The organism is Streptomyces sp. NPDC034111, from assembly GCF_055575375.1.
Window position 1 is genome coordinate 337,083 of record NZ_JBVIST010000007.1, and the last position, 20,938, is coordinate 358,020.

Annotated in this window: 10 protein-coding genes; all 10 read right to left on the reverse strand. The window is 71.9% G+C overall.

What is annotated here, in order from left to right:
• Positions 1-95 precede the first annotated feature (95 nt).
• The 10 genes from ACZ55A_RS19780 to glgX all read right to left on the reverse strand — a co-directional run bounded on the left by ACZ55A_RS19780 (position 96) and on the right by glgX (position 20,861).
• Entirely contained in the window at positions 96-1,604 is a 1,509-nt protein-coding gene (locus ACZ55A_RS19780; RefSeq protein ID WP_468841472.1) for a maltokinase N-terminal cap-like domain-containing protein, read from the reverse strand.
• Positions 1,605-1,927: 323 nt separating this feature from the next.
• The gene (treS, locus tag ACZ55A_RS19785; RefSeq protein WP_468841475.1) at positions 1,928-3,652 is read right to left on the reverse strand and encodes a maltose alpha-D-glucosyltransferase; all 1,725 of its coding nucleotides are present in this window, start codon (positions 3,650-3,652) and stop codon (positions 1,928-1,930) included.
• Positions 3,649-5,652 carry an alpha-1,4-glucan--maltose-1-phosphate maltosyltransferase gene (locus ACZ55A_RS19790; RefSeq protein WP_468841477.1) on the reverse strand — a complete coding sequence of 668 codons (2,004 nt, stop codon included), beginning with the start codon at positions 5,650-5,652 and terminating at the stop codon, positions 3,649-3,651. The genes treS and ACZ55A_RS19790 overlap by 4 nt, the downstream gene beginning before the upstream one ends.
• 914 nt (positions 5,653-6,566) lie before the next feature.
• Positions 6,567-8,198, reverse strand: a complete 1,632-nt coding sequence (locus tag ACZ55A_RS19795; protein ID WP_468841479.1) for a M4 family metallopeptidase — start codon at positions 8,196-8,198, stop codon at positions 6,567-6,569.
• Between the two features lie 287 nt (positions 8,199-8,485).
• A complete protein-coding gene (locus tag ACZ55A_RS19800; RefSeq protein WP_468841481.1) occupies positions 8,486-10,765 on the reverse strand; it encodes a M4 family metallopeptidase in 2,280 nt (759 codons plus the stop codon).
• Between the two features lie 339 nt (positions 10,766-11,104).
• Positions 11,105-12,916 (reverse strand): ABC transporter ATP-binding protein, encoded by a 1,812-nt coding sequence (locus ACZ55A_RS19805; RefSeq protein ID WP_468841483.1) that lies wholly within the window; start codon positions 12,914-12,916, stop codon positions 11,105-11,107.
• On the reverse strand, positions 12,913-14,748 hold the full coding sequence (locus tag ACZ55A_RS19810) for an ABC transporter transmembrane domain-containing protein (RefSeq protein ID WP_468841485.1): 1,836 nt from the start codon (positions 14,746-14,748) through the stop codon (positions 12,913-12,915). Before ACZ55A_RS19810 ends, ACZ55A_RS19805 begins: the two co-directional genes overlap by 4 nt.
• Before the next feature lie 24 nt (positions 14,749-14,772).
• Entirely contained in the window at positions 14,773-16,653 is a 1,881-nt protein-coding gene (locus tag ACZ55A_RS19815; RefSeq protein WP_468841487.1) for an ABC transporter ATP-binding protein, read from the reverse strand.
• Positions 16,650-18,500, reverse strand: a complete 1,851-nt coding sequence (locus ACZ55A_RS19820) for an ABC transporter ATP-binding protein (RefSeq protein WP_468841489.1) — start codon at positions 18,498-18,500, stop codon at positions 16,650-16,652. The genes ACZ55A_RS19815 and ACZ55A_RS19820 overlap by 4 nt, the downstream gene beginning before the upstream one ends.
• Before the next feature lie 105 nt (positions 18,501-18,605).
• Positions 18,606-20,861 (reverse strand): glycogen debranching protein GlgX, encoded by a 2,256-nt coding sequence (gene glgX, locus ACZ55A_RS19825; RefSeq protein ID WP_468841491.1) that lies wholly within the window; start codon positions 20,859-20,861, stop codon positions 18,606-18,608.
• Positions 20,862-20,938 lie beyond the last annotated feature (77 nt).

A 20,938-nucleotide genomic window follows, 5' to 3' on the forward strand; every position in this document is an offset into this window, starting at 1 on the left:
GGGCGACGGGCGGGATGTCACGACTGGGGTCTCCTCGGGGCGGGATCCTGCGGCGCTTCGGGCGGGTCGGTGCTGCGGGGGTTCGGCCGGTCCGCTCACCCCCGGCCGTCGGACCCGGCGGAGCGGGCCGGGCCGGCTCCGTCCATGCGCGCGGCCGGCTCCCCGCCCGCCGCCAGCCGGCGGATGGCGGCCATCGGGACGGACAGCCAGTCGGGCCGGTGCCGGGCCTCGTACAGCACCTCGTAGACGGCCTTGTCGGTCTCGTATGCGCGCATCAGTTCGGGCGCGGAGCGCGGATCGAGCCCGCCGGCCTCGGCGTACCCCAGGCAGTAGGCGGCCCGGGTCCGCCGCGCCCAGTCCACCGCCCAGGGGTCCCCGCCGGCCGGCCCGCTGCGGGCGGCGTAGTCGAAGGAGCGCAGCATCGCCGCGACATCGCGCACGGCCGGCTGAAGCCGCCGCCGCTCGGCCAGCGGGCGGGCCGGTTCCCCCTCGAAGTCGATCAGCGACCAGCGGCCCTCCTCGGCGGAGCGCAGCGTCTGCCCCAGGTGCAGATCGCCGTGGATGCGCTGGGCGGCCCAGCTGCGGCCGTCGTGGCCCATCGCGGCCAGCGCGTCGAAGGCGGTGCGCAGCCGTGCGCGGTAGGGCTGGAGTACGGGCACGGCGCGGGCGGTGGCCTCCAGCCGCTCGTTCATCTGAGCGGCGATCACATCCAGCTGCGGGCGGCGCAGCTCGGTGGTCGGCAGCGCCTGGGCGAGCGCGGTGTGCACCTCCGCGGTGGCGTGCCCGAGCGCCCGCGCCGAGCCGGTGAAGTCGGCGCGTACCGCCAGCGCATTGAGCGCCAGCTGCCAGCCGTCCGCCGAGCCCGGCAGAAACGGCTGGAGCACGCCGAGCGTGGTGGCCTCACCGCTCTCGTCGGCGGCCGCCGACTCGAACCACGCGGCGGGCGCGGGCACCCGCGCACAGTGGGCGTTCGCCAGTGCCCGCGGCAGCTCCAGATCCGGGTTGACGCCCGGTTCGATCCGCCGGAAGACCTTCAGGATGAACGTATCGCCAAAGACGATCGAGGAGTTGGACTGCTCGACGGCGATCGGCCGGGCCGGCAGCCCGGGCGGGATGTCCACCCCCGGTTCCCGGCAGAAGCGCAGACCCCCGAGCCGTCCCGGCACCCGCAGCCGCTCCAGCAGCAGCCCGCACAGCCGGTTGTCGAGCAGCGCGTCATAGACCGAACGGCCCCGCAGCGGACCGCCGCCCGGACGGCCGATCACCGCCCGCGCCAGCTGCGGCGGCGGCGCCGGATGTACCCCCAGCAGCAGTTGGTAGGAGTCCCCGCCGGCCGGCGTACGGCTCGGCGGCGCGCTCTGCTGGGCGCGTACGAGCATATGGAGCAGGCCGGGAGCGGTGCCGTCGCCGGTGCACGGCAGCAGCTCGGTGGCCGAGAGCAGGGTGAAGCCGGTGATCAGCCGTCCCTTGCCGGCGAACCAGCGCTGGCGGGGCACCCATTCCGCGAGCAGGGGCACCAGTGAGGACAGCAGGTCGGGTGCGGTGACGAGCGGGCGGCGGTCAGGGCTGTAGCGGGTGGCACGGGTCGGGGCGGTGTCCGACATGGCGTCGCGTCCTTTCCCCGGGCACACGACAGGTAGGGCAAAGTGTCCCGGAATGCGGCCTTCACTGTGCGGTGGCGCGGTGGCAGTACCCCCGTACGGAGGCTGTGCGGGTACCCCCGAAAGGAGTGTCTTCGGGAGTGTCTTCGGCCTCCGCGCTTCCGCCGCGTGGCGGTCCCCTCCGAAGCCGGGGGACCGACGGTGGCTCACCCGGCCCGTGCGGTAGTAGGGAGACTGCCCGTGCGAAAGGTCAAAAAACGCCCGTACGCGCCATGCGGCCGCGTACGGGCGGTGGTCTCGGCACCCGTGCCCGGTCAGGACACGCCCTAGGCTTTTCCTGCGTTCTTGCGCAGCCGGAACCAGTAGAACCCGTGCCCCGCCAGGGTCAGCAGATACGGCAGCTCCCCGATCGGGGGGAAGCGGACACCGCCGATGAGCTCCACCGGATGGCGGCCGCTGAACGACCGCAGGTCCAGCTCCGTCGGCTGGGCGAACCGGGAGAAGTTGTGCACGCACAGCACCAGGTCGTCGTCCGCGCCGCCGGTGCCCGGCGAGGCGCGCAGAAAGGCCAGCACCGCCGGGTTGGTGGACGACAGCTCGGTGTAGCTGCCGAGCCCGAAGGCCGGGTTCTGCTTCCGGATCTCGATCATCCGGCGGGTCCAGTGCAGCAGCGACGAGGGCGAACTCATCGCGGCCTCGACATTGGTGACCTGGTAGCCGTAGACCGGGTCCATGATGGTCGGCAGGAAGAGCCGGCCCGGGTCGCAGGAGGAGAATCCGGCGTTGCGGTCCGGGGTCCACTGCATCGGGGTGCGCACCGCGTCCCGGTCGCCGAGCCAGATGTTGTCGCCCATGCCGATCTCGTCGCCGTAATAGAGGATCGGCGAGCCGGGCAGCGACAGCAGCAGGGCGGTGAAGAGCTCGATCTGATTGCGGTCGTTGTCGAGCAGCGGGGCCAGTCGCCGGCGGATGCCGATATTGGCGCGCATCCGCGGGTCCTTGGCGTACTCCGCGTACATGTAGTCGCGCTCTTCGTCCGTGACCATTTCGAGGGTCAGCTCATCGTGGTTACGCAGGAAGATGCCCCATTGGCAGCCGGACGGGATCGCCGGGGTCTTGGCGAGGACTTCCGACACCGGGTAGCGCGATTCGCGGCGCACCGCCATGAAGATGCGCGGCATGACCGGGAAATGGAATGCCATATGGCATTCGTCGCCGCCGACGGCGTAATCGCCGAAGTAGTCGACGACGTCCTCCGGCCATTGGTTCGCCTCGGCCAGCAGCACGGTGTCCGGGTAGTGCGCGTCGATCTCCGCCCTGACCCGCTTGAGGAAGGCGTGCGAGGCGGGCAGGTTCTCGCAGTTGGTGCCCTCCTCGGCGTAGAGGTACGGCACCGCGTCCAGCCGGAAGCCGTCGATGCCCAGGTCGAGCCAGAAGCGCAGGGCGGAGATCATCTCCTCCTGGACCGCGGGGTTCTCGTAATTGAGGTCCGGCTGGTGGGAGAAGAAGCGGTGCCAGTAGTACTGCTTGCGTACCGGGTCGAAGGTCCAGTTGGAGGCCTCGGTATCGACGAAGATGATCCGCGCGTCGGCGTACTGCTTGTCGTCGTCCGCCCAGACGTAATAGTCGCCGTACGGGCCCTCGGGGTCGGTGCGCGATTCCTGGAACCACGGATGCTGGTCGCTGGTGTGGTTCATCACCATGTCGATGATGACCCGCATCCCACGGTGGTGTGCGGCGTCGACGAATTCCACGAAGTCCGCCAGATCACCGAATTCGGGGAGCACCGCGGTGTAGTCGGCGACGTCGTAACCGCCGTCCCGTAGCGGGGATTTGAAGAACGGCGGCAGCCAGAGGCAGTCCACCCCCAGCCACTGAAGGTAGTCGAGCTTGGCCGTGAGGCCCTTGAGGTCGCCGATACCGTCGCCGTTGCTGTCCTGGAACGAGCGCACCAGGACTTCGTAGAAGACGGCCCGTTTGAACCAGTCGGGATCGCGGTCCTTCGCCGGTGTGTCCTCGAATGTGTCGGGGACTGGCTCATTGACGATCAATTGGGTGACCCTCCGATCGGTGAGGACGGTCGCAGCGACAGCACATGGGCGGGCGCGAGCGAGCGGCCCGGCTCCAGGCGCACATAGTTGTCCCTGCCCCAGTGGTAGGTATCGCCGGTGAGCTCGTCGCGCACCGGGAAGGACTCGTGCCGGCCGAGGCCGAGTTCCGGCATGTCCAACGACACCGTCGCCTCGTGGGTGTGGTGCGGGTCCAGGTTGACCACCGTGAGCACCGTGTCGCCCCCGGCGCCTTGCCCGGCGCGTTTGGAGAACGCGAGCACGGCGTCGTTGTCGGTGTGGTGGAAGTGCAGATGGCGCAGCTGTTGCAGGGCAGGGTGCCGGCGGCGGATGCGGTTGAGGGTGGTGATCAGCGGGGCGATGGTGCGCCCCTCCCGCGCGGCCGCATCCCAGTCGCGCGGCCTGAGTTGGTACTTCTCCGAGTCGAGGTACTCCTCGCTGCCGCGGCGCAGCGGGGTCGACTCACACAGTTCGTATCCGGCGTAGACGCCCCAGCTGGGGGACAGGGTGGCGGCCAGCACGGCACGGATCTCGAAGGCGGGGCGGCCGCCTTCCTGGAGGTAGGCGTGCAGGATGTCCGGGGTGTTCACGAAGAAGTTGGGCCGCAGATAGGACGCGGACTCGCCGGTCAGCTCCGTGAGGTAGTCGGTCAGCTCCTGCTTGGTGTTGCGCCAGGTGAAGTAGGTGTACGACTGCTGGAAGCCGATCTGGGCGAGGGTGTGCAGCATGGCCGGGCGGGTGAACGCCTCGGCGAGGAAGAGCACGTCCGGGTCGGTGCGGTTGATGTCGCCGATCACCTTCTCCCAGAAGGCCACCGGTTTGGTGTGCGGATTGTCCACCCGGAAGATCCGTACGCCCTTGTTCATCCAGAAGCGCAGCAGCCGCTCGGTTTCGCGCACCAGCCCGCGGTAGTCGGTGTCGAAGGCGAGGGGGTAGATGTCCTGGTACTTCTTCGGCGGGTTCTCGGCGTAGGCGATCGAGCCGTCCACGCGGTGGTGGAACCACTGCGGGTGGAGGGTGACCCAGGGGTGGTCGGGGGAGCACTGGAGCGCGAAGTCCAGGGCCACCTCCATCCGCAGGTCGCGGGCCGTCCGCACGAAGTGCTCGAAGTCCTCGAAGGTGCCCAGGTCGGGGTGGAGGGCGTCATGGCCGCCGGCCGCCGAGCCGATCGCCCAGGGGGAGCCGACGTCGTCCGGGCCGGCCGAGAGGGTGTTGTTGGGGCCCTTGCGGAAGGAGGTGCCGATCGGGTGGACGGGCGGGAGGTACACCACGTCGAAGCCCATGGCGGCGATGGCCGGCAGCCGTTCGGCGGCGGTGCGCAGGGTGCCGCTGACCGCGGTGCCGTCCGCGGTGACGACGGCCCCCTCGGAGCGCGGAAAGAGCTCGTACCACGAGCCGTACAGGGCCCGGCGGCGCTCGACGACCAGCGGCATGGGGCGCGAGACGGTGAGCAGTTCGCGCAGCGGATGGCGGTCCAGGGCCTCGACGACCTGCGGGGAGAGCGCCGCGGCGAGCCGGGTGGCGGCGGGCAGCTCGGGGTTGCGCAGGGTGTCCACGGCGCTGAGCACCGACTCCCGGCCGTCGCTCTTGGGGACGTCGGTGGCCGCCCGCTCGTGCAGTTCGGCGCCCTCGGCGAGCACCAGTTCGGTGTCGATGCCCGCCGGGATCTTGACCGAGGCGTGTTTGCGCCAGGTGGCGAGCGGGTCGGCCCAGGCCTCGACGGTGAAGGTCCAGCGGCCCTCGACGTCCGGGGTGACCTCGGTGCTCCAGCGGTCGGTGCCGGGCGCCCGCTCCCGCATCGGGGTCCAGGGGCCGCAGCGGCCGGCGGGGTTGCGCAGCACCACATTGGCGGCGACCGCGTCATGGCCTTCTCGGAAGACGGTGGCCGAGACCTCGAACGCCTCGCCCACCACGGCTTTCGCCGGGCGACGGCCGCAATCGATCTGCGGGCGGATGTCCAGAACAGGGATGCGACCGATCATGGGCTCACCTGGGCTTGTGATGCTTTGCGGGGTTTTGTCCTTTGTATCCGCTCCGCGGCAGGGGGACCGGGTGCGGGCGGCGGCGCTCCAGCCCGCTTTCACCCGGCTGGCGGAGGGCACGGCCGGCCGGGGTGTACTCGGTGAACCTTCCCCCGGGCGGCGCCCGGGAAATCGGGGGGAAGGTGAACCACTGGTTCGTGGCCGCGGACCCGCCGTGATCCGGCGGACGTACGCCCGCCCCTGTCCGGGCGGCGGCAGCAGTGCGCTGACACGGTCGGCGTTCGCCTCCTCAACTCGGTGTGATCACAGCGGAGTTGCGGTGTGCGGATGTCCGGTGTCGCGCCGGGGCCCGTCGGCGCACACCGCAGCCTCCCCCCAGGAGGGAGTCCGTACAAGGGCGCATGAGGGGGTGGAATCAGCCATATCGGCGGACGCGGCGGTAGGGAAGGTTCCGGAGAGCGTCCCAATGGGTGAACTCCCCATGCTGGGAAGGGAGTTGGGCGTCGGTTTCAGTGGTCTCTTGCGGTCTCACCGTGCGCTTGGAGATCAGGCGGTCGTCGGTGAAGCGGAGCTCGTAGGCTGCGTCGGAGTCCGGGGCGAGGCTGTAGTACGCACAGGAGCGGCCGGGCGGGGGCGGCGGGGTGCCGTCCGGAGGGGCGTCCAGCGCGAAGAACGGCAGCAGCGGCCGCCCGGCGCGGGGGCGGGCACCGAGGCGGCACGGCGCCGGCCAGGCCCAGCGCCTCGCGCTCGCGTCCGGGTCGGTCCGCCGTCCCGGGCACGGGCGGCCACGGCCCGGCTCAACTGCCGCTACCCGCCCCGTCATACGTGCGGGCGGTGCCCGGATGATCTCCGGACACCGCCCGCGTTCTGGGGTCATCTCACCCCGGGACGATCAGCGCGCTGGGGCGCTTGCGTCACTTGACGGCGACACCGGCCCAGGCGGCCTCGACGCCCTTGACCTCCGGGCTGCCGGCCTTGTACAGGTCGGTGGCGGCCTTGACGGTCGCCTCGCGCGCGGCCTTGTAGTCGGTGTTCGAGGTCATGTACTCGGTCAGGGCCTTGAACCAGATCTTCTCGGCCTTGTCCCGGCCGATGCCCTCGACCTTGGAGCCGTCCGCCGTCGGGCTGTCGTACTTGACGCCACCGATCTCCTTCGGACCGCTGCCCTCGGACAGCAGGTAGAAGAAGTGGTTGGCGACGCCCGAGGAGTAGTGCGGGTCGAGGCCACCGGTGTTGGAGTCCCAGTTGTCCTGCGACTGACCGTCCTTGGACGGCTTGTCCATGTAGCGCAGCGGCTTGCCGTCACCGTTGATGTCGATCTTCTCGCCGATGAGGTAGTCGCCCGGGTCCTTGTCGTTCTTGGCGTAGAACTCGACCGAGGTACCGAAGATGTCCGAGGTAGCCTCGTTGAGGCCGCCGGACTCACCGCTGTAGGTCAGGTTGGCGGTGGCGGAGGTGACACCGTGCGACATCTCGTGCGCCGCGACGTCGATGGCGGTGAGCGGCTTCTTGTTGCCCTCGCCGTCGCCGTACGTCATGCAGAAGCAGCTGTCGTCCCAGAAGGCGTTGACGTAGCTGTCGCCGTAGTGGACGCGGGACGAGGCGCCCTTGCCGTCGCCCTTGATGCCGCTGCGGCCGTGCACGGTCTTGTAGTAGTCCCAGGTCTCGGCCGCACCGTAGTGCGCGTCGACGGCTGCGGTCTGCGGGTCGTCGGGCTTGCCGGTGCCCCAGGTGTCGTCGTCGTCCGTGAACGGCTTGCCCTCGCCGTTCTCGCTGTTCTCCAGGTTGGTGGTCTTGTGACCGCCGCGCTCACCGTCGGTCAGCGTGAAGCCGTTGCCCTCCTTGGAGGTGCCCAGCTCGACGCTGCCGCTGTACTCGCTCTCGCCCTTGCCGGTACGGATCTCGTCGTACTGGAAGAGCTTCTTGCCGCTGTTGGCGTCGGTGATGACGTGCATCCGGCTGGGCGTGCCGTCCTTCTGGACGCCCTTGACGACGGTGTCGTAGGCGAGGACGGGGGTGCCGGAGGCGGCCCAGACGACCTTCTTCGGGGCCTGCGCGTCGGCCTTCTTCGCGGCGAGCGACTTCGCGGCGGTGCCCTGGGCCGACGTCGCGGCGGCCGACGGGGCGATCTTCGCGGTCGTGGAGGCGACCTTGATGCTCTTGTCGGTCGCCTTGGTGGTGGACTTGATCGCGCCGCCCTTGGCGCTGTGCACGACCAGGTCGCCGCCGAGGACCGGGAGTCCGGCGTAGGTGCGGTCGTAGCGGGTGTGCGTGGTGCCGTCGGCGTCCTTGATGACGTCCTTGGCGACCAGCTTCTCCTGCGAGCCGAGGCCGAGCGCCTTGGCGGTCTGCGCCCGGACGGCGCCCGCGTCACGCAGCAGTTCCGCGCGGTGCGAGGCGCTGAGCTTGAGCGGAGAGGCGTCCTTCGCCGGCGTGGGGGCCGGGGAGGCGCCGGCGGTACCGACGGTGATGCCGGCGGCCAGCAGGGCCGCGGCCGCGAGGGCGGTACCGGTCACACGGGTCTTACGGGATATGTGGGGGGTCACGCGTGCTCCTTCAACTTTGCCAAGTGGTGGGGGTGCAAAGCGATGCGGGTGTGACATGCGTCGGGAAGACTGCCATTCGAACGCGTGCATGTCATGAGGTTGTTAACAACTTGGCCAGAAATCGTCCGTAGAGAGGGGCGCGCTGTCCGTATAACGGAGCCGGGCGCCGCCCCCGGAAATCCGGGAGCGACGCCCAACTTGTTTGCTCAGCAGACCAGTTGTGATCCTTTGCGGCCTGCCCGGCGGCTTATTTCACACCAGGGTGACGCCCAGATGATGCCGCACCGTCAGAACGTCAGCTTCCAGCCGTTGATGTAGCCGCTGTCCTGTGCGTAGACGTCCTGGACCCGCAGCTTCCAGGTGCCGCCGGCCGCCTTGGAGGAGGCGTTGACGGTGTACGTCGTCTTCACATTCGCCGCGTCGTCGTACGCGTTGGAGTTCTTCAGGCGGTAGGCCGTACCGTCCGGGGCGATCAGGTCGATGACCAGGTCACCGCGGTAGGTGTGGACGATGTCCACCCCGACCTTCAGCGTGCTCGGCGCATTGCCGCTGCGGGTGACGGCGAGCGGCGAGGTGACCGCGGCGCCCGCGTCCGGGATCGGCACGTCGTCGGAGTTCTCGAAGACGCTGCCGCCGCCGCCCGTGTTGACCGTCCAGGTGAAGGCGGCCGTACCGGTCTTCTTCGCGGAGTCGGTGACCGTCACCGTGACATTGCTGGTGCCGGCCGTGGTCGGGGTACCGGAGATCAGACCGGTGCTCGTGTTGAGCGACAGCCCGGCCGGCAGCCCGGTCGCCGCGTAGGTCAGCGCGCCCGCGGTGCCGCTGGTCGCCTTGATCTGGAGGCTCGCCGGCTGGCCCACGGTGCTGGTCTGGTTGCCCGGGTTGGTGACGGTGACCCCGCCGCCGTCCGGGACCCGGGAGCCGACGTTGACCGCCGCCCAGGTGTTGGCGACCGTGTTGTACGACGCGCTGCCCTGGCCGAAAAGGTCCGCCGCGGCCTTCAGGGTGGCGGTGCGGGCGGCCGCGTAGTTGGTGTTGGCGCTCATGTACTGGCTGAGCGCCTTGAACCACACCTTCTCGGCGTTGGCCCGGCCGATGCCCGGCACCGGCAGGTTGTCGAAGGTCGGGCTGTCGTAGTGGACGCCGCCGATGTCCTTCGGGCCGCTGCCCTCGGACAGCAGGTAGAAGAAGTGGTTGGCGACACCGGACGAGTAGTGCACGTCCTTGTTGCCGACGTTGCTCGACCAGTAGTCCGCCGAGGCGCCGTCCTTGCTGGGCTTGTCCATGTAGCGCAGCGGCGAGCCGTCACCGTTGATGTCGATCTTCTCGCCGATGAGGTAGTCACCGGGGTCGGCGGAGTTGTTGGCGTAGAACTCCACCGCCGTGCCGAAGATGTCGGAGGTCGCCTCGTTGAGGCCGCCGGACTCACCGCTGTAGGTGAGGTCGGCGGTGGCCGCGGTGACACCGTGCGACATCTCGTGGCCGGCCACGTCGATGGAGGTCAGCGGGTGGGTGTTGCCGCTGCCGTCGCCGTAGGTCATGCAGAAGCAGCCGTCGTCCCAGAAGGCGTTGACGTAGCTGTTGCCGTAGTGGACACGGGAGTAGGCGCCGACGCCGTCGCCCTTGATGCCGCTGCGGCCGTGCACGTTCTTGTAGTAGTCCCAGGTCACCTGGGCACCGAAGGCCGCGTCGGCACCCGCCGTCTGGGCGTTCTGCGGGGTGCCGTCGCCCCAGGTGTCGTCGGCGTCGGTGAAGAGCGAACCGGTGCCGGACGAGCCGTGCTTGAGGTCGTAGGTCTTGTGGTTGCCCCGGGTGGGGTCGGTCAGCGAGAAGTTCGGCGCCGAGCCCGACGATCCGACGGTGACCTTGCCGCTGTACTGGGTGTTGCCGACGCCGTTCTCGATCCCCTGGTACTGGAAGATCTCGGCGCCGGTGACGGCGTCCGTGATGACGTGCAGCTGGCTGGGCGTGCCGTCGTCCTGGAGCCCGCCGACCACCGTCTCGTAGGCGAGGACCGGCTTGCCGTCGGCGACCCAGACCACCTTGCGCGGCGCCTCGGCGGCCTCGGTCCGCTTCGAGCCGAGCGCCTGTGCCGAGGTGACGGCCTTCGCCGCGGCGGTGGCCGGCCTGACCTTCGCGGTGGTGCTCGCGACCTTGAGCTGGGAGCGTACGGCCTTGGTGACGCCCTGGAGCTTGCCGGCCTTGCTCTTGTGCACCACGAGGTCGCCGCCGAGGACCGGCAGCCCGTCGTAGGTGCGCTCGTAGCGGGTGTGCACGGTGCCGTCGACGTCCTTCGAGACGTCCTTGACGACCAGCTTCTCCTTCGCGCCGAGCTTGAGCTGCCGCGCGGTCTCGGCGGTGGTGGCCCTGGCTGCCCGTATCAGCTCCGCACGCTGGGACGGGGACAGCTTGGCAGGTACTGCGCCGGGATCCGGTACGGCATGCGAGGTGCCGGGACGTACCGGAGCCGCCGCGCCGGTACCGGCCTGTACACCGACGGCCAGCATCGCCGTGACGGCGACGAGCGCGCCGGTTGCCACGGCGCGTCTATGGGGGGTGCGTCTCACACTGACTCCTTCTGCGGGGCCGCGACGTGACGGTGCGGCCGAGGGGGACCGGAAGGCGAACGGCCGTCCGGGCAGAGCGAGGCAGAACACATGGAGCGTGTGGGGGGAGACGTACGCGAGGTACTCGAGGTGCTCGGTGCACTCGATGTACGGGTGGGACGGGTGGTGCGCTGTCGGACCGGGGCCGCAGGGAGTGGTGCTGTGGGGGCCGTGCGGCGGCGGTTGCGGGGAAGAGTCCCACTACGCACGGGAAATTGTCAGGCTCCGTTCAACTAATTGGCCGGAAAACGTCCGTTGCGCGAAATCGACGTCCGAAAGCCGGACGATGTGTGAGCGCCGTCACGGCCGCGCGGGCCCGTGCCAGGAGTTCCACAGCGCCGCATAGGCGCCGTTCGCCGCCACCAGCTCGTCATGGGTGCCCAGTTCGGTGAGCCGGCCGGACTCCATGACCGCGACCCGGTCCGCGTCATGCGCGGTGTGCAGACGGTGGGCGATGGCGATGACCGTACGGCCCGTGAGGACGGCGGCCAGGGCGCGCTCGGCGTGGCGTGCGGTGCGCGGATCGAGCAGCGCGGTCGCCTCGTCCAGGATCACCGTGTGCGGATCCGCCAGCACCACCCGCGCCAGGGCGAGTTGCTGCGACTGCGAGCCGTCCGGGCGGTGGCCGCCGGGGCCCAGCTCGGTGTCCAGCCCCTCCGGCAGCTCCTCGGCCCAGTCGGCCCCGACGGCGGCCAGCGCGGCATACAGGGCGGCGTCCCCGGCACCGGGCGCGGCGATCCGCAGATTGTCGCGGACGGTGCCCAGGAACACATGGTGCTCCTGGGTGACGAGCACGACCTGCTGCCGCAGCACTGCGGGGTCCAGCTCGGCCACCGGCACCCGCCCGACCGTCACCGAGCCGCTGATCGGGGCGTCGATGCCCGCCAGCAGCCGCCCCAGCGTGGACTTCCCGGCCCCGGAGGGACCGACCAGGGCGATCCGCTCCCCGGGCCGGACGGTCAGGTCGACGCCGCGCAGCACCTCGCCGGACGCCTGGTCGTAGGCGTAGCGGACGGCGGTGACCTCGATACGGTCGTCCTCGGGGAGCGGGCCGGCCCCGGCGGCCTTCGGGGCCTGCGGCGCGGCCCGGCCCAGGCCCTCGACGCGGGCGAACGCGGCGCCACTGGACTGGAGTTGCTCGACCCACAGCAGAACCGTCTCCAGCGGCTCGGACAGCTGCCGCAGATACAGCGCCGCGGCGACCACCACCCCCAGGCTGACCCCGCCCCGCCCGTGCAGCACCCCGCCGGCCAGCAGCACCCCCACCACCGGGACGACATACGAGACATCCACGGCGGGCAGCAGCACACTGCGCAGGAACAGCGTCCGGATCCGGGTGCGGCGGCAGCGCTCGACCGCCCGCTCGGCCGCCGCCCGCCGGCGCTCCTGGAGCCCCAGCGCCTCCACGGTCCGGGCGCCCGCCGCGGTCGCCGCCAGCAGTTCGGCGAGCTCCGACGTCGCCGCCCCCTCCGCGAGATACGCCTGGTGCGCCCGCCGCAGATACCAGCGGACCGCCAGCACCCCGCCCAGCAGCCCCAGCCCGCACAGCCCGAGCAGGGGATCGAGCACCACCACCGCGCCGAGCAGGCACAGCGCCTGCGCCGACGCGATGCACACCTCCGGTACGGCGTCCCGCAGCGTCCGGGCGACCGAGGTGACGTCCGTCGTGCCACGGGCCGTCAGATCGCCGCTGCCGGCCCGCTCCACGACCGCCGCCGGCAGCGCCAGCGCCCGGTCCACGAACTGCTCGCGGACCCGCGCCACGGTCCGCTCACCGAAGCGGTGCCCGGCATACCGCGCGAAGCGCGCGAGCAGCAGCTGCGCCACCGCGGCGGCCAGGATGACCAGCGCCAGCCGGTCGACCGTGCGCACCCCGCCGCCCGCCCGGACCGTGTCCACGATCCGGCCGAGCAGCCAGGGGCCGGCCAGTCCGGCGCCGGCGGCCAGCGCATTGAGCGTGAGCATCAGGGCGAACGCCCGCCCGTCCCGCCGGATCAGCCGGAGCGCCGCCCGCCGGGTCGTGGCGGGGTCGGCGACCGGCAGCGCGGCGCCGTCCGGCAGGGCACCGGTGCCGTTCCGCCCGCGCCGGGTCGTGGTGGCCGTCGCCGTCATCGTGTGCCCTCCTCTGCCGCGGATGCGGGCCGGGGGAGCAGGACGGTGGCGCCCGCCGGTCCTTCGCCGGCCCCGCCGGCCCGGGCGGTCCCGCCGTCCCCGCCGTCCGTGCCGTCCTGGTGTTCTTCGCCGCGCGACACCAGACGCCGGTACCCGGGCTGCTCGTCGAGGAGCCGGCGGTGGCTGCCGACGGCGGCTACCTCGCCGTCGACGAGGAAGCACACGGTGTCGGCACGGTCGAGCAGCAGCGGGGAGGTGCTGGTGACGACGGTCGTACGGCCCGCCCGCGCGGTGTGCAGCCGGGCCGCGATGCCCGCCTCGGTGTGCGCGTCGACCGCCGAGGTCGGTTCGACCGCGAGCAGCACCTCGGGGTCGGCCAGCAGCGCCCGCACCAGGCGCAGCCGCTGCCGCTGCCCGCCGGAGAGATTGCGGCCCTGCGCCTCCACCGGTGAGTCCAGCCCGTCCGGCAGACCGCGGACGATGTCCTCGGCCATCGCCGTCCGCACGGCGTCCCCGATCGCCTTCTCCGTACGGTCCCGCCGCCCGGCGGCCACCTCACGCAGCGTCCCGGCGAACAGATCCGCCTCGTTGTCCGCCACCAGGATCCGGTCCCGGACCTCGGACAGCGGGACCTCGTCGAGGCGCACCGCGCCCCAGGTCGCCGCCGAATCGGCGAACCGCCCCAGGCGGTCGACCACCGCCGCCGACTCCGCCGGCCGGGCGGCGACCAGCGCCGTCAACTGCCCGGGCACCACCTCCACGCCGGACACCGGATCCCGCAGCACGGCCGGGCCCTCGGGCGCCCGCGCCGCGGCGGCGCCGGCCTCCCGGCCGTCCGCGGTGTCCGGTTCCAGCCGGAGGAACCGCACCACCCGCCCGGCGGCCACCAGCCCCCGGGTGAGGTCGTAGCCGCCCTCGATGAAGAACGACACCGGCACCACCAGCGCCGCCGCATAGCCGTAGACCGCCACCAACTCGCCCACGGTGATCTGCCCTTGGGCCGCCATCCGCGCCGCGAGCCAGACCACCGCGGCCAGGAACAGCGTCGGCAGGCCCACCCCGAGCGCCTGGATCCAGCTCGTCACCGCGCCGACCCGGTAGCCCTCGCGCCGCAGCACCTGTGAATCGCGCCGGTAGCGGTCGGCGAACACCTCCTTGCCGCCCAGGCCGCCCAGCACCCGCAGCCCGCCGACCAGATCCGTCAGCCGCGCCGCCAGCCCGCTCTGCCGCTCGCGGTACCGCGTCTCCGCCCCCTGCAACCGCCCCAGCAGCGGCCCCACCAGCAGCGCGAGCAGCGGTACGCCCAGCAGCACCACCCCGGCGAGCAGCGGCGAGACGTCCAGCAGCAGCACGGCGACCACCCCGTACGCCACGACCCCGCCGACCCCGGGCCCGGTCATCGTCAGCGTCTGGCTGATCACGGCTACATCGCCGATCCCGATCGTGACGACCTCACCGGCCGTCACCTTCTGCGGCAGCGCCGCGCCCAGCCGCAGGGTGTGCGCCACGATCGTGCGTACCGTACGGAAGGTGGCGTCCATCCGGATCCTGGTCATCGTGCGGTGCCGCAGCGTCCCCAGCACGGCGTTGAGCACCCCGACGCCCAGCAGCGCCGCGGCCCATCCGACGAGCACCGGCAGCCGGCCGGGTGCCAGCCCCTCGTCGATCGCCCGCGACAGCACATACGGCGGCAGCATCAGCCCCACCATCCACAGGCTGCCGTACGACGCCCCCGCCGCGACCCGCCACCGCTGACTGAGCACCAGCCACCACAGATACCGCCCGGCACTGCGGCGGACACGGGCACCAGGACCTCCTGGTGTGCCGGCCATTGCTTCCCCCCGTCGTCGTTGCGCCTACCCCACGCTGTCCCGCCACGCCTGGTGCAGCTCCGCGAACCGGCCGCGGTCGGCGATGAGTTGATCCGGTGGGCCGTCCTCGACGATCCGGCCGTCGGACATGACCAGGACCCGGTCGGCCCGCTCGACGGTCGAGAGGCGGTGCGCGATGACCAGGGCGGTGCGGCCCTGGAGGACAGTGTCCATGGCGGCCTGGACGGCGCGCTCACCGGGGATGTCCAGGGAACTGGTCGCCTCGTCGAGGATCAGCACGGCCGGGTCGGCGAGGAGCGCGCGGGCGAAGCCGACGAGCTGGCGCTGGCCGGCCGAGATCCGGCCGCCCCGCTTGCGGACGTCGGTGTCATAGCCGTCCGGTAGGGCGGTGATGAAGTCATGGGCGCCGATGGCCTTCGCGGCGCGTTCGATCTCGGCGCGGGAGGCGTCCGGGCGGCCGAGGGCGATGTTGTCGGCGACCGTGCCGGAGAAGAGGAACGCCTCCTGGGTGACCATCACGACGGCGCGGCGCAGCTCGGTGGTGGTCAGCTCGCGCAGATCGACGCCGTCGAGCAGGATCCGGCCCTCCGTGGGGTCGTAGAAGCGGGCCAGCAGCTTGGCGAGGGTGGACTTGCCGGCGCCGGTGGCGCCCACCACGGCGACGGTCGTACCGGCCGCGAGGGTCAGTGCGAAGCGGGGCAGCACCTCGCCGCCGGTGCGGTAGGCGAAGCGGACGCCGTGGAAGGCCACCTCGCGGCCCGGACGGCCCTCGGCCGGCGCCGGGAGCGAGGCGGGCGCGGCCGGTTCGGGGACCGTGGGGCGCTGGGCGAGCAGTCCGGCGATCTTCTGAAGTGAAGCGGCCGCGGATTCATAGGAGTTGAGGAACATCCCCAGCCGGTCGATCGGGTCGTAGAGCCGGCGCAGATAGAGCACCGCGGCGGCCAGCACGCCGAGCGCCAGGCTTCCGGTGGCCACGCGGTAGGCCCCCCACAGGACGACGGCGGCGATCGCGACATTGGCCACCAGCCGGGAGGCGACGACATAGCGGGCCATCTCCAGGAAGGTGTCGCCGTTGACCCGCTCATGGCGGTGGTTCAGCCGGGCGAACGCGGCCTCGTTCGGCCGCTCCCGGCGGAACGCCTGCACCGGGCGGATGCCGTTGAGGGTCTCGGTGAACTTCACGATCACGTCCGCCATGGCGGTGGACTTCGCGCTGAAGACCCGGTGCGAGCGGCGCCGGTAGGAGCGTACGAGGAGGTACAGCGGCCCGGCGGAGACCAGGGCGGCCGCCCCGAAGCCGCCGTCCAGATACAGCAGGGTGGCGGTGATGTAGACCGTCGCCAGGGCGATCGTGACCAGCTCCTGAAGACCCTCCTCCAGGAGTTCGCGCAGCGACTCGACGTCGGTGGTGGCCCGCGAGATCAGCCGCCCGGACGTATAGCGCTCGTGGAAGTCCAGGCTCAGGGCCTGGCCGTGCCGGAAGATCCGGCCGCGCAGGTCGAGCAGCACGTCCTGGCTGACCCGGGCGGAGAGCTGGATGAAGCCGAACTGCAACCCGCCGGACGTCACGGCGCACACCGCGGCCACCACCCCCAGCGCCAGCAGCGGCCCGCCGTCGCCCGCCCGCAGCGCGGGCACCGCCCGGTCCAGCGCATAGGCGACCAGCAGCGGCCCGGCCTGCACGGCGGCCTGCTGGAGGAGGAGCAGCACGGTCGCCGCACCGACGCCCCGGCGGTGCGGCGCCAGCAAGGAGGCGAGCAGCGCGCGGGCGGCGCCCTTGGGGGCGGGGAGCCGGTCCTGTTCGAAGGAGTCCGCGGGCTCCGGCTGCTGCTGCGGCCCGTCCTGGCGCGGTCCGGGGCGGTTGCCTGGGCTCTCGGACGGGAGGCCGGTCGTGGTGCTCGTCATCGGGCGCCCTCTTCCCCGCCGGACATCAGCGCGGCGTACTCGGGGTTCTCCCGCAGGAGTTGGTGGTGGGTGCCGACGGCGCTGATCCGGCCGTCGGACAGCAGCGCCACCCGGTCGGCGAGCAGGACCGTGGACGGACGGTGGGCGACGACCAGGGCCGTGGTGGTCGCCAGGACCTGGCGCAGCGCCGCCTCCACCAGGGCCTCGGTGTGGACGTCGAGGGCGGAGAGCGGATCGTCCAGGATCAGGAAGCGGGGCCGGCCGACCACGGCACGGGCCAGCGCGAGCCGCTGGCGCTGGCCGCCCGACAGGCTCAGCCCCTGCTCGCCGACCTGGGTCCCGCTGCCCTCGGGTAGGGCGTCGACGAACCCCTCGGCCTGTGCCACCTTCAACGCCCGCCGGAGACCGGCCTCTTGTGACGGGGATGCCTCCTCCGCGCCCATCAGGACGTTCTCCGCGACGGTCGCCGAGAAGAGCGTCGGATCCTCGAAGGCCACCGCGACCAGCGAGCGGGCCTCCTCCCGGCCGATCGTCGCCAGATCGCGCCCGTCGAGGGTGATCCGGCCCGCGGTGGGGTCGTACAGCCGCGGCACCAGCGCGGTGAGCGTGGTCTTGCCGCTGCCGGTCGCCCCGACCAGCGCCATGGTCTCGCCCGGTCTGATGTGCAGCGTGATGTCCTTGAGGACGGGCGGGCTGTCCGGTGGCGCGTCCGGGTAGCGGAAGGCGACCCCGGAGAACACCAGCCCGTCGGGGGGCTCACCACCCCCGGGGCCGCTCCCCTCGCCGCCCCGCTCGACGCCGTCCCCGCCGCCGGGTCTCTGCCCGTCCGTCACCGCCGGCGTGTCCAGCACCTCGAAGTAGCGGTCGGTGGCCGCGGCCGCCTCGGTGCTCATCGCCAGCAGGAAGCCGATCGACTCCACCGGCCAGCGCAGCGCCAGGGCCGCCGAGAGGAACGCGACGAGGGTGCCCGCGGACAGTGCCCCGTCGGCCACCTGGACCGTGCCGAGCACCAGGGCGGCGCCGATCGCGAGCTCCGGAAGGGCCGTGTTGACCCCCCAGATCCAGGCCAGCAGCCGCGCCTTGCGGAGCTCGGACGTCCGCAGGGCGCGGGCCAGCTCCCGGAAGGCGCGGGCCTGACTCCGGTGCCGCCCGAAGCCCTTGATGATGCGGATGCCGAGCACCGACTCCTCGACCACCGTCGTCAGATCGCCGAGCTGGTCCTGGGTGCGGCGCGCCGCCTGCCCGTACTTCGCCTCGAAGACCGAGCACAGCACCATCAGCGGTACCACCGGTGCGAGCAGGACCAGCCCCAGCGACCAGCGCTGGGCCAGCAGGATCACACACCCCACCAGGATGGTCACGCCGTTGACCAGCAGGAACGTCAGAGGAAAGGCCAGGAACAGGCGCAGTGTCTGGAGGTCGGTGGTGCCCCGTGACAGCAGCTGGCCCGAGGACCAGCGGTCGTGGAAGGCGATCGGCAGCCGCTGGAGGTGGCGGTAGAGCGCCTCGCGCATCGCCGCCTCCACACCGGCCAGCGGGCGGGCGACCAGCCAGCGCCGCAGCCCGAACAGCCCCGCCTCGGCGAGCCCGAGCAGCAGCAGGTATCCGCCGCCCAGCCACACCCCGCCTCCGTCGCCCGCCGCCACCGGCCCGTCCACCAGCCACTTGAGGACCAGGGGGATGACCAGGCTCAGACACGAGGCGACCACCGCCACCACCGCGGCGGTACACAGGCGTGCCCGCACCGGGCGCACATACGGCCACAGCCGTAACAGCGCCCGCACGGCGGAGCGTTGGGAGAGGGCGGTCCGGTCGGTCTGATTCGTCGTGAGCGTCGTCTCGGCCATCACTCGCGAGGGTAAGGCGCACCACTGACAACGCTCATGTGGATTTCGGCCGCACCGCCGCGTACCGCCGTCGTACCGCCGCCGCACCGCGGCCGTACCGCAGCGTCAGCCCGGCACCGCCCGGAACAGCACCACCGACCGGCCGGCGAGCGTGAGCGTGCCGCCCGCCGCGTACGGCGGCTCCGCCGGCCCCGGCTGCTGGTCCCGGGCGGTGTCGACCAGGAGCTCGTAGGACTGCGCCCAGGGCGGGCCCGGGAGGGTGACCGCGCGGGGATGCGCGGCGGCGTGCAGCACGGCGAGGAAGCTGTCGTCGACGATGCGGATGCCGCGGTCGTCGCGCTGGGAGATGTCGTTCCCGGAGAGGTACATGCCCAGCGTGGCGCCCGGGGTGTACCAGTCCTGTTCGGTCATCTCCGTACCGTCCGCGGTGAACCAGGCGAGGTCGCGCAGGCCGCCCTGCCCGTGCGGCCGCCCGGAGAAGAAGGCGCGGCGGCGGAGGACGGGGTGGGCGCGGCGCAGCGCGATCAGCCGGGCCGTCAGGCCGGCCAGCGCGCGCCAGTCGGGGTCGTCGAGGAGCGACCAGTCGACCCAGCTGGTGGGGTTGTCCTGGCAGTAGGCGTTGTTGTTGCCGTGCTGGGTGCGGCCCATCTCGTCGCCGGCCACCAGCATCGGCACGCCGGTGGACAGCAGCAGGGTGGTCACCAGGTTGCGCAGCTGGCGGCGGCGCAGCGCGGTGATTTCGGGGTCGTCGGTCTCGCCCTCGGCGCCGCAGTTCCAGGAGCGGTTGTCGTGGGTGCCGTCGCGGTTGTTCTCACCGTTGCCGTCGTTGCGCTTGTGCTCGTAGGTGACCAGGTCGCGCAGGGTGAAGCCGTCGTGTGCGGTGATGAAGTTGACCGAGGCGTACGGGCGGCGGCCGCCCCAGGCGTAGAGGTCGCTCGACCCGGACAGCCGGTAGCCCAGGTCGCGGACGTCGTGCTGGGCGCCGCGCCAGAAGTCGCGGACGGTGTCGCGGTAGCGGTCGTTCCACTCCGTCCACAGGGGCGGGAACGCGCCGACCTGATAGCCGCCGGAACCCACGTCCCACGGTTCGGCGATCAGTTTGACCCGGCGCAGTACGGGGTCCTGGGCGATCACGGCGAGGAACGGGGAGAGCATGTCGACGTCGTGCAGGGAACGGGCCAGCGCGGCGGCCAGATCGAAGCGGAAGCCGTCCACCCCCATTTCGGTGACCCAGTAGCGCAGCGAGTCGGTGATCAGCCGCAGGACATGGGGCTGGACGACGTGCAGGGTGTTGCCGCAGCCGGTGTAGTCGGCGTAGCGGCGGGCGTCGCCGGCCAGCCGGTAGTAGCCGCGGTTGTCGATGCCGCGCAGGGAGAGCGTCGGGCCGAGCTCGCCGGCCTCCGCGGTGTGGTTGTAGACGACGTCGAGGATCACCTCGATGCCGGCGTCGTGCAGCGCCCGCACCATCCGCTTGAACTCGCCGACCTGCTGGCCGCGGGTACCGGTCGCGGCGTAGCCGGCGTGCGGCGCGAAGTAGCCGATGGAGTTGTAGCCCCAATAGTTGCGCAGCCCCCGGCGCATCAGATGGTCCTCGTGTGCGAACTGATGGACCGGCAGCAGCTCGACGGCGGTGACGCCGAGCCGGACCAGATGCTCCAGTGCGGCCGGGTGCGCCAGGCCCGCGTAGGTGCCGCGCAGCCGCTCCGGGATACCGGGGTGACGCATCGTGAAGCCGCGCACATGCAGCTCGTAGAGGACCGAATCCGGCCAGGGCGTCTTGGGCCGGACGTCGTCCTGCCACTCGTCCGCGCCGCCCTCGTCCGCGGTGCCCTCGCCGACCACCACGCCCTTGGGGACATACGGCGCCGAGTCCCGGTCGTCGCGCACGGTGTCGGCGACCTGCTGCTGCGGCCAGTCGCGGACGTGCCCGTACAGCTGGGCGGGCAGCGCGGTCCCGGCGCCGGCCGGCTCCGTACACGCGCCGAAGTCGCCGTCCACGGCCCTGGCGTACGGGTCGAGCAGCAGCTTCGCCGGGTTCCAGCGGGCGCCGGTCCACGGGTCCCAGCGCCCGTGCACCCGGTAGCCGTAGCGCCGGCCGGGGCGGACACCGGGCAGGAAGCCGTGCCAGATCTCATGGGTGAGCTCGGTGAGCGGGTGGCGCGTCTCGTGCTCCGCCTCGTCGAAGAGACACAGCTCCACGGCCTCGGCGCCACCCGCCCACAGGGCGAAGTTGGTGCCCGCGACGCCGTCGGGGCCGGTGCGGTAGCGGGCCCCCAGGGGGGTCGGGCTGCCGGGGCGGATGTCCGCAGGCGGGGCGAGGGGTTCGTCCGCCACCGCCTCCTGCTCGGGTGCGCTCGACACGTGCCGGCCTCCTGCGGCTCATGGCTCGGTCGGGCGGTGTCCCAGCAGGGGGGCACCTCCCAGCGTTGGCTGGGGGA

What these genes read in the sequence shown, in the direction of transcription:
- ACZ55A_RS19780 (WP_468841472.1), bottom strand. Translation starts at nt 1,604, where the DNA reads ATGTCGGACACCGCCCCGACCCGTGCCACCCGCTACAGCCCTGACCGC.
- ACZ55A_RS19810 (WP_468841485.1), bottom strand. Translation starts at nt 14,748, where the DNA reads ATGGCCGGCACACCAGGAGGTCCTGGTGCCCGTGTCCGCCGCAGTGCC.
- ACZ55A_RS19820 (WP_468841489.1), bottom strand. Translation starts at nt 18,500, where the DNA reads ATGGCCGAGACGACGCTCACGACGAATCAGACCGACCGGACCGCCCTC.
- ACZ55A_RS19790 (WP_468841477.1), bottom strand. Translation starts at nt 5,652, where the DNA reads ATGATCGGTCGCATCCCTGTTCTGGACATCCGCCCGCAGATCGATTGC.
- ACZ55A_RS19805 (WP_468841483.1), bottom strand. Translation starts at nt 12,916, where the DNA reads ATGACGGCGACGGCCACCACGACCCGGCGCGGGCGGAACGGCACCGGT.
- ACZ55A_RS19815 (WP_468841487.1), bottom strand. Translation starts at nt 16,653, where the DNA reads ATGACGAGCACCACGACCGGCCTCCCGTCCGAGAGCCCAGGCAACCGC.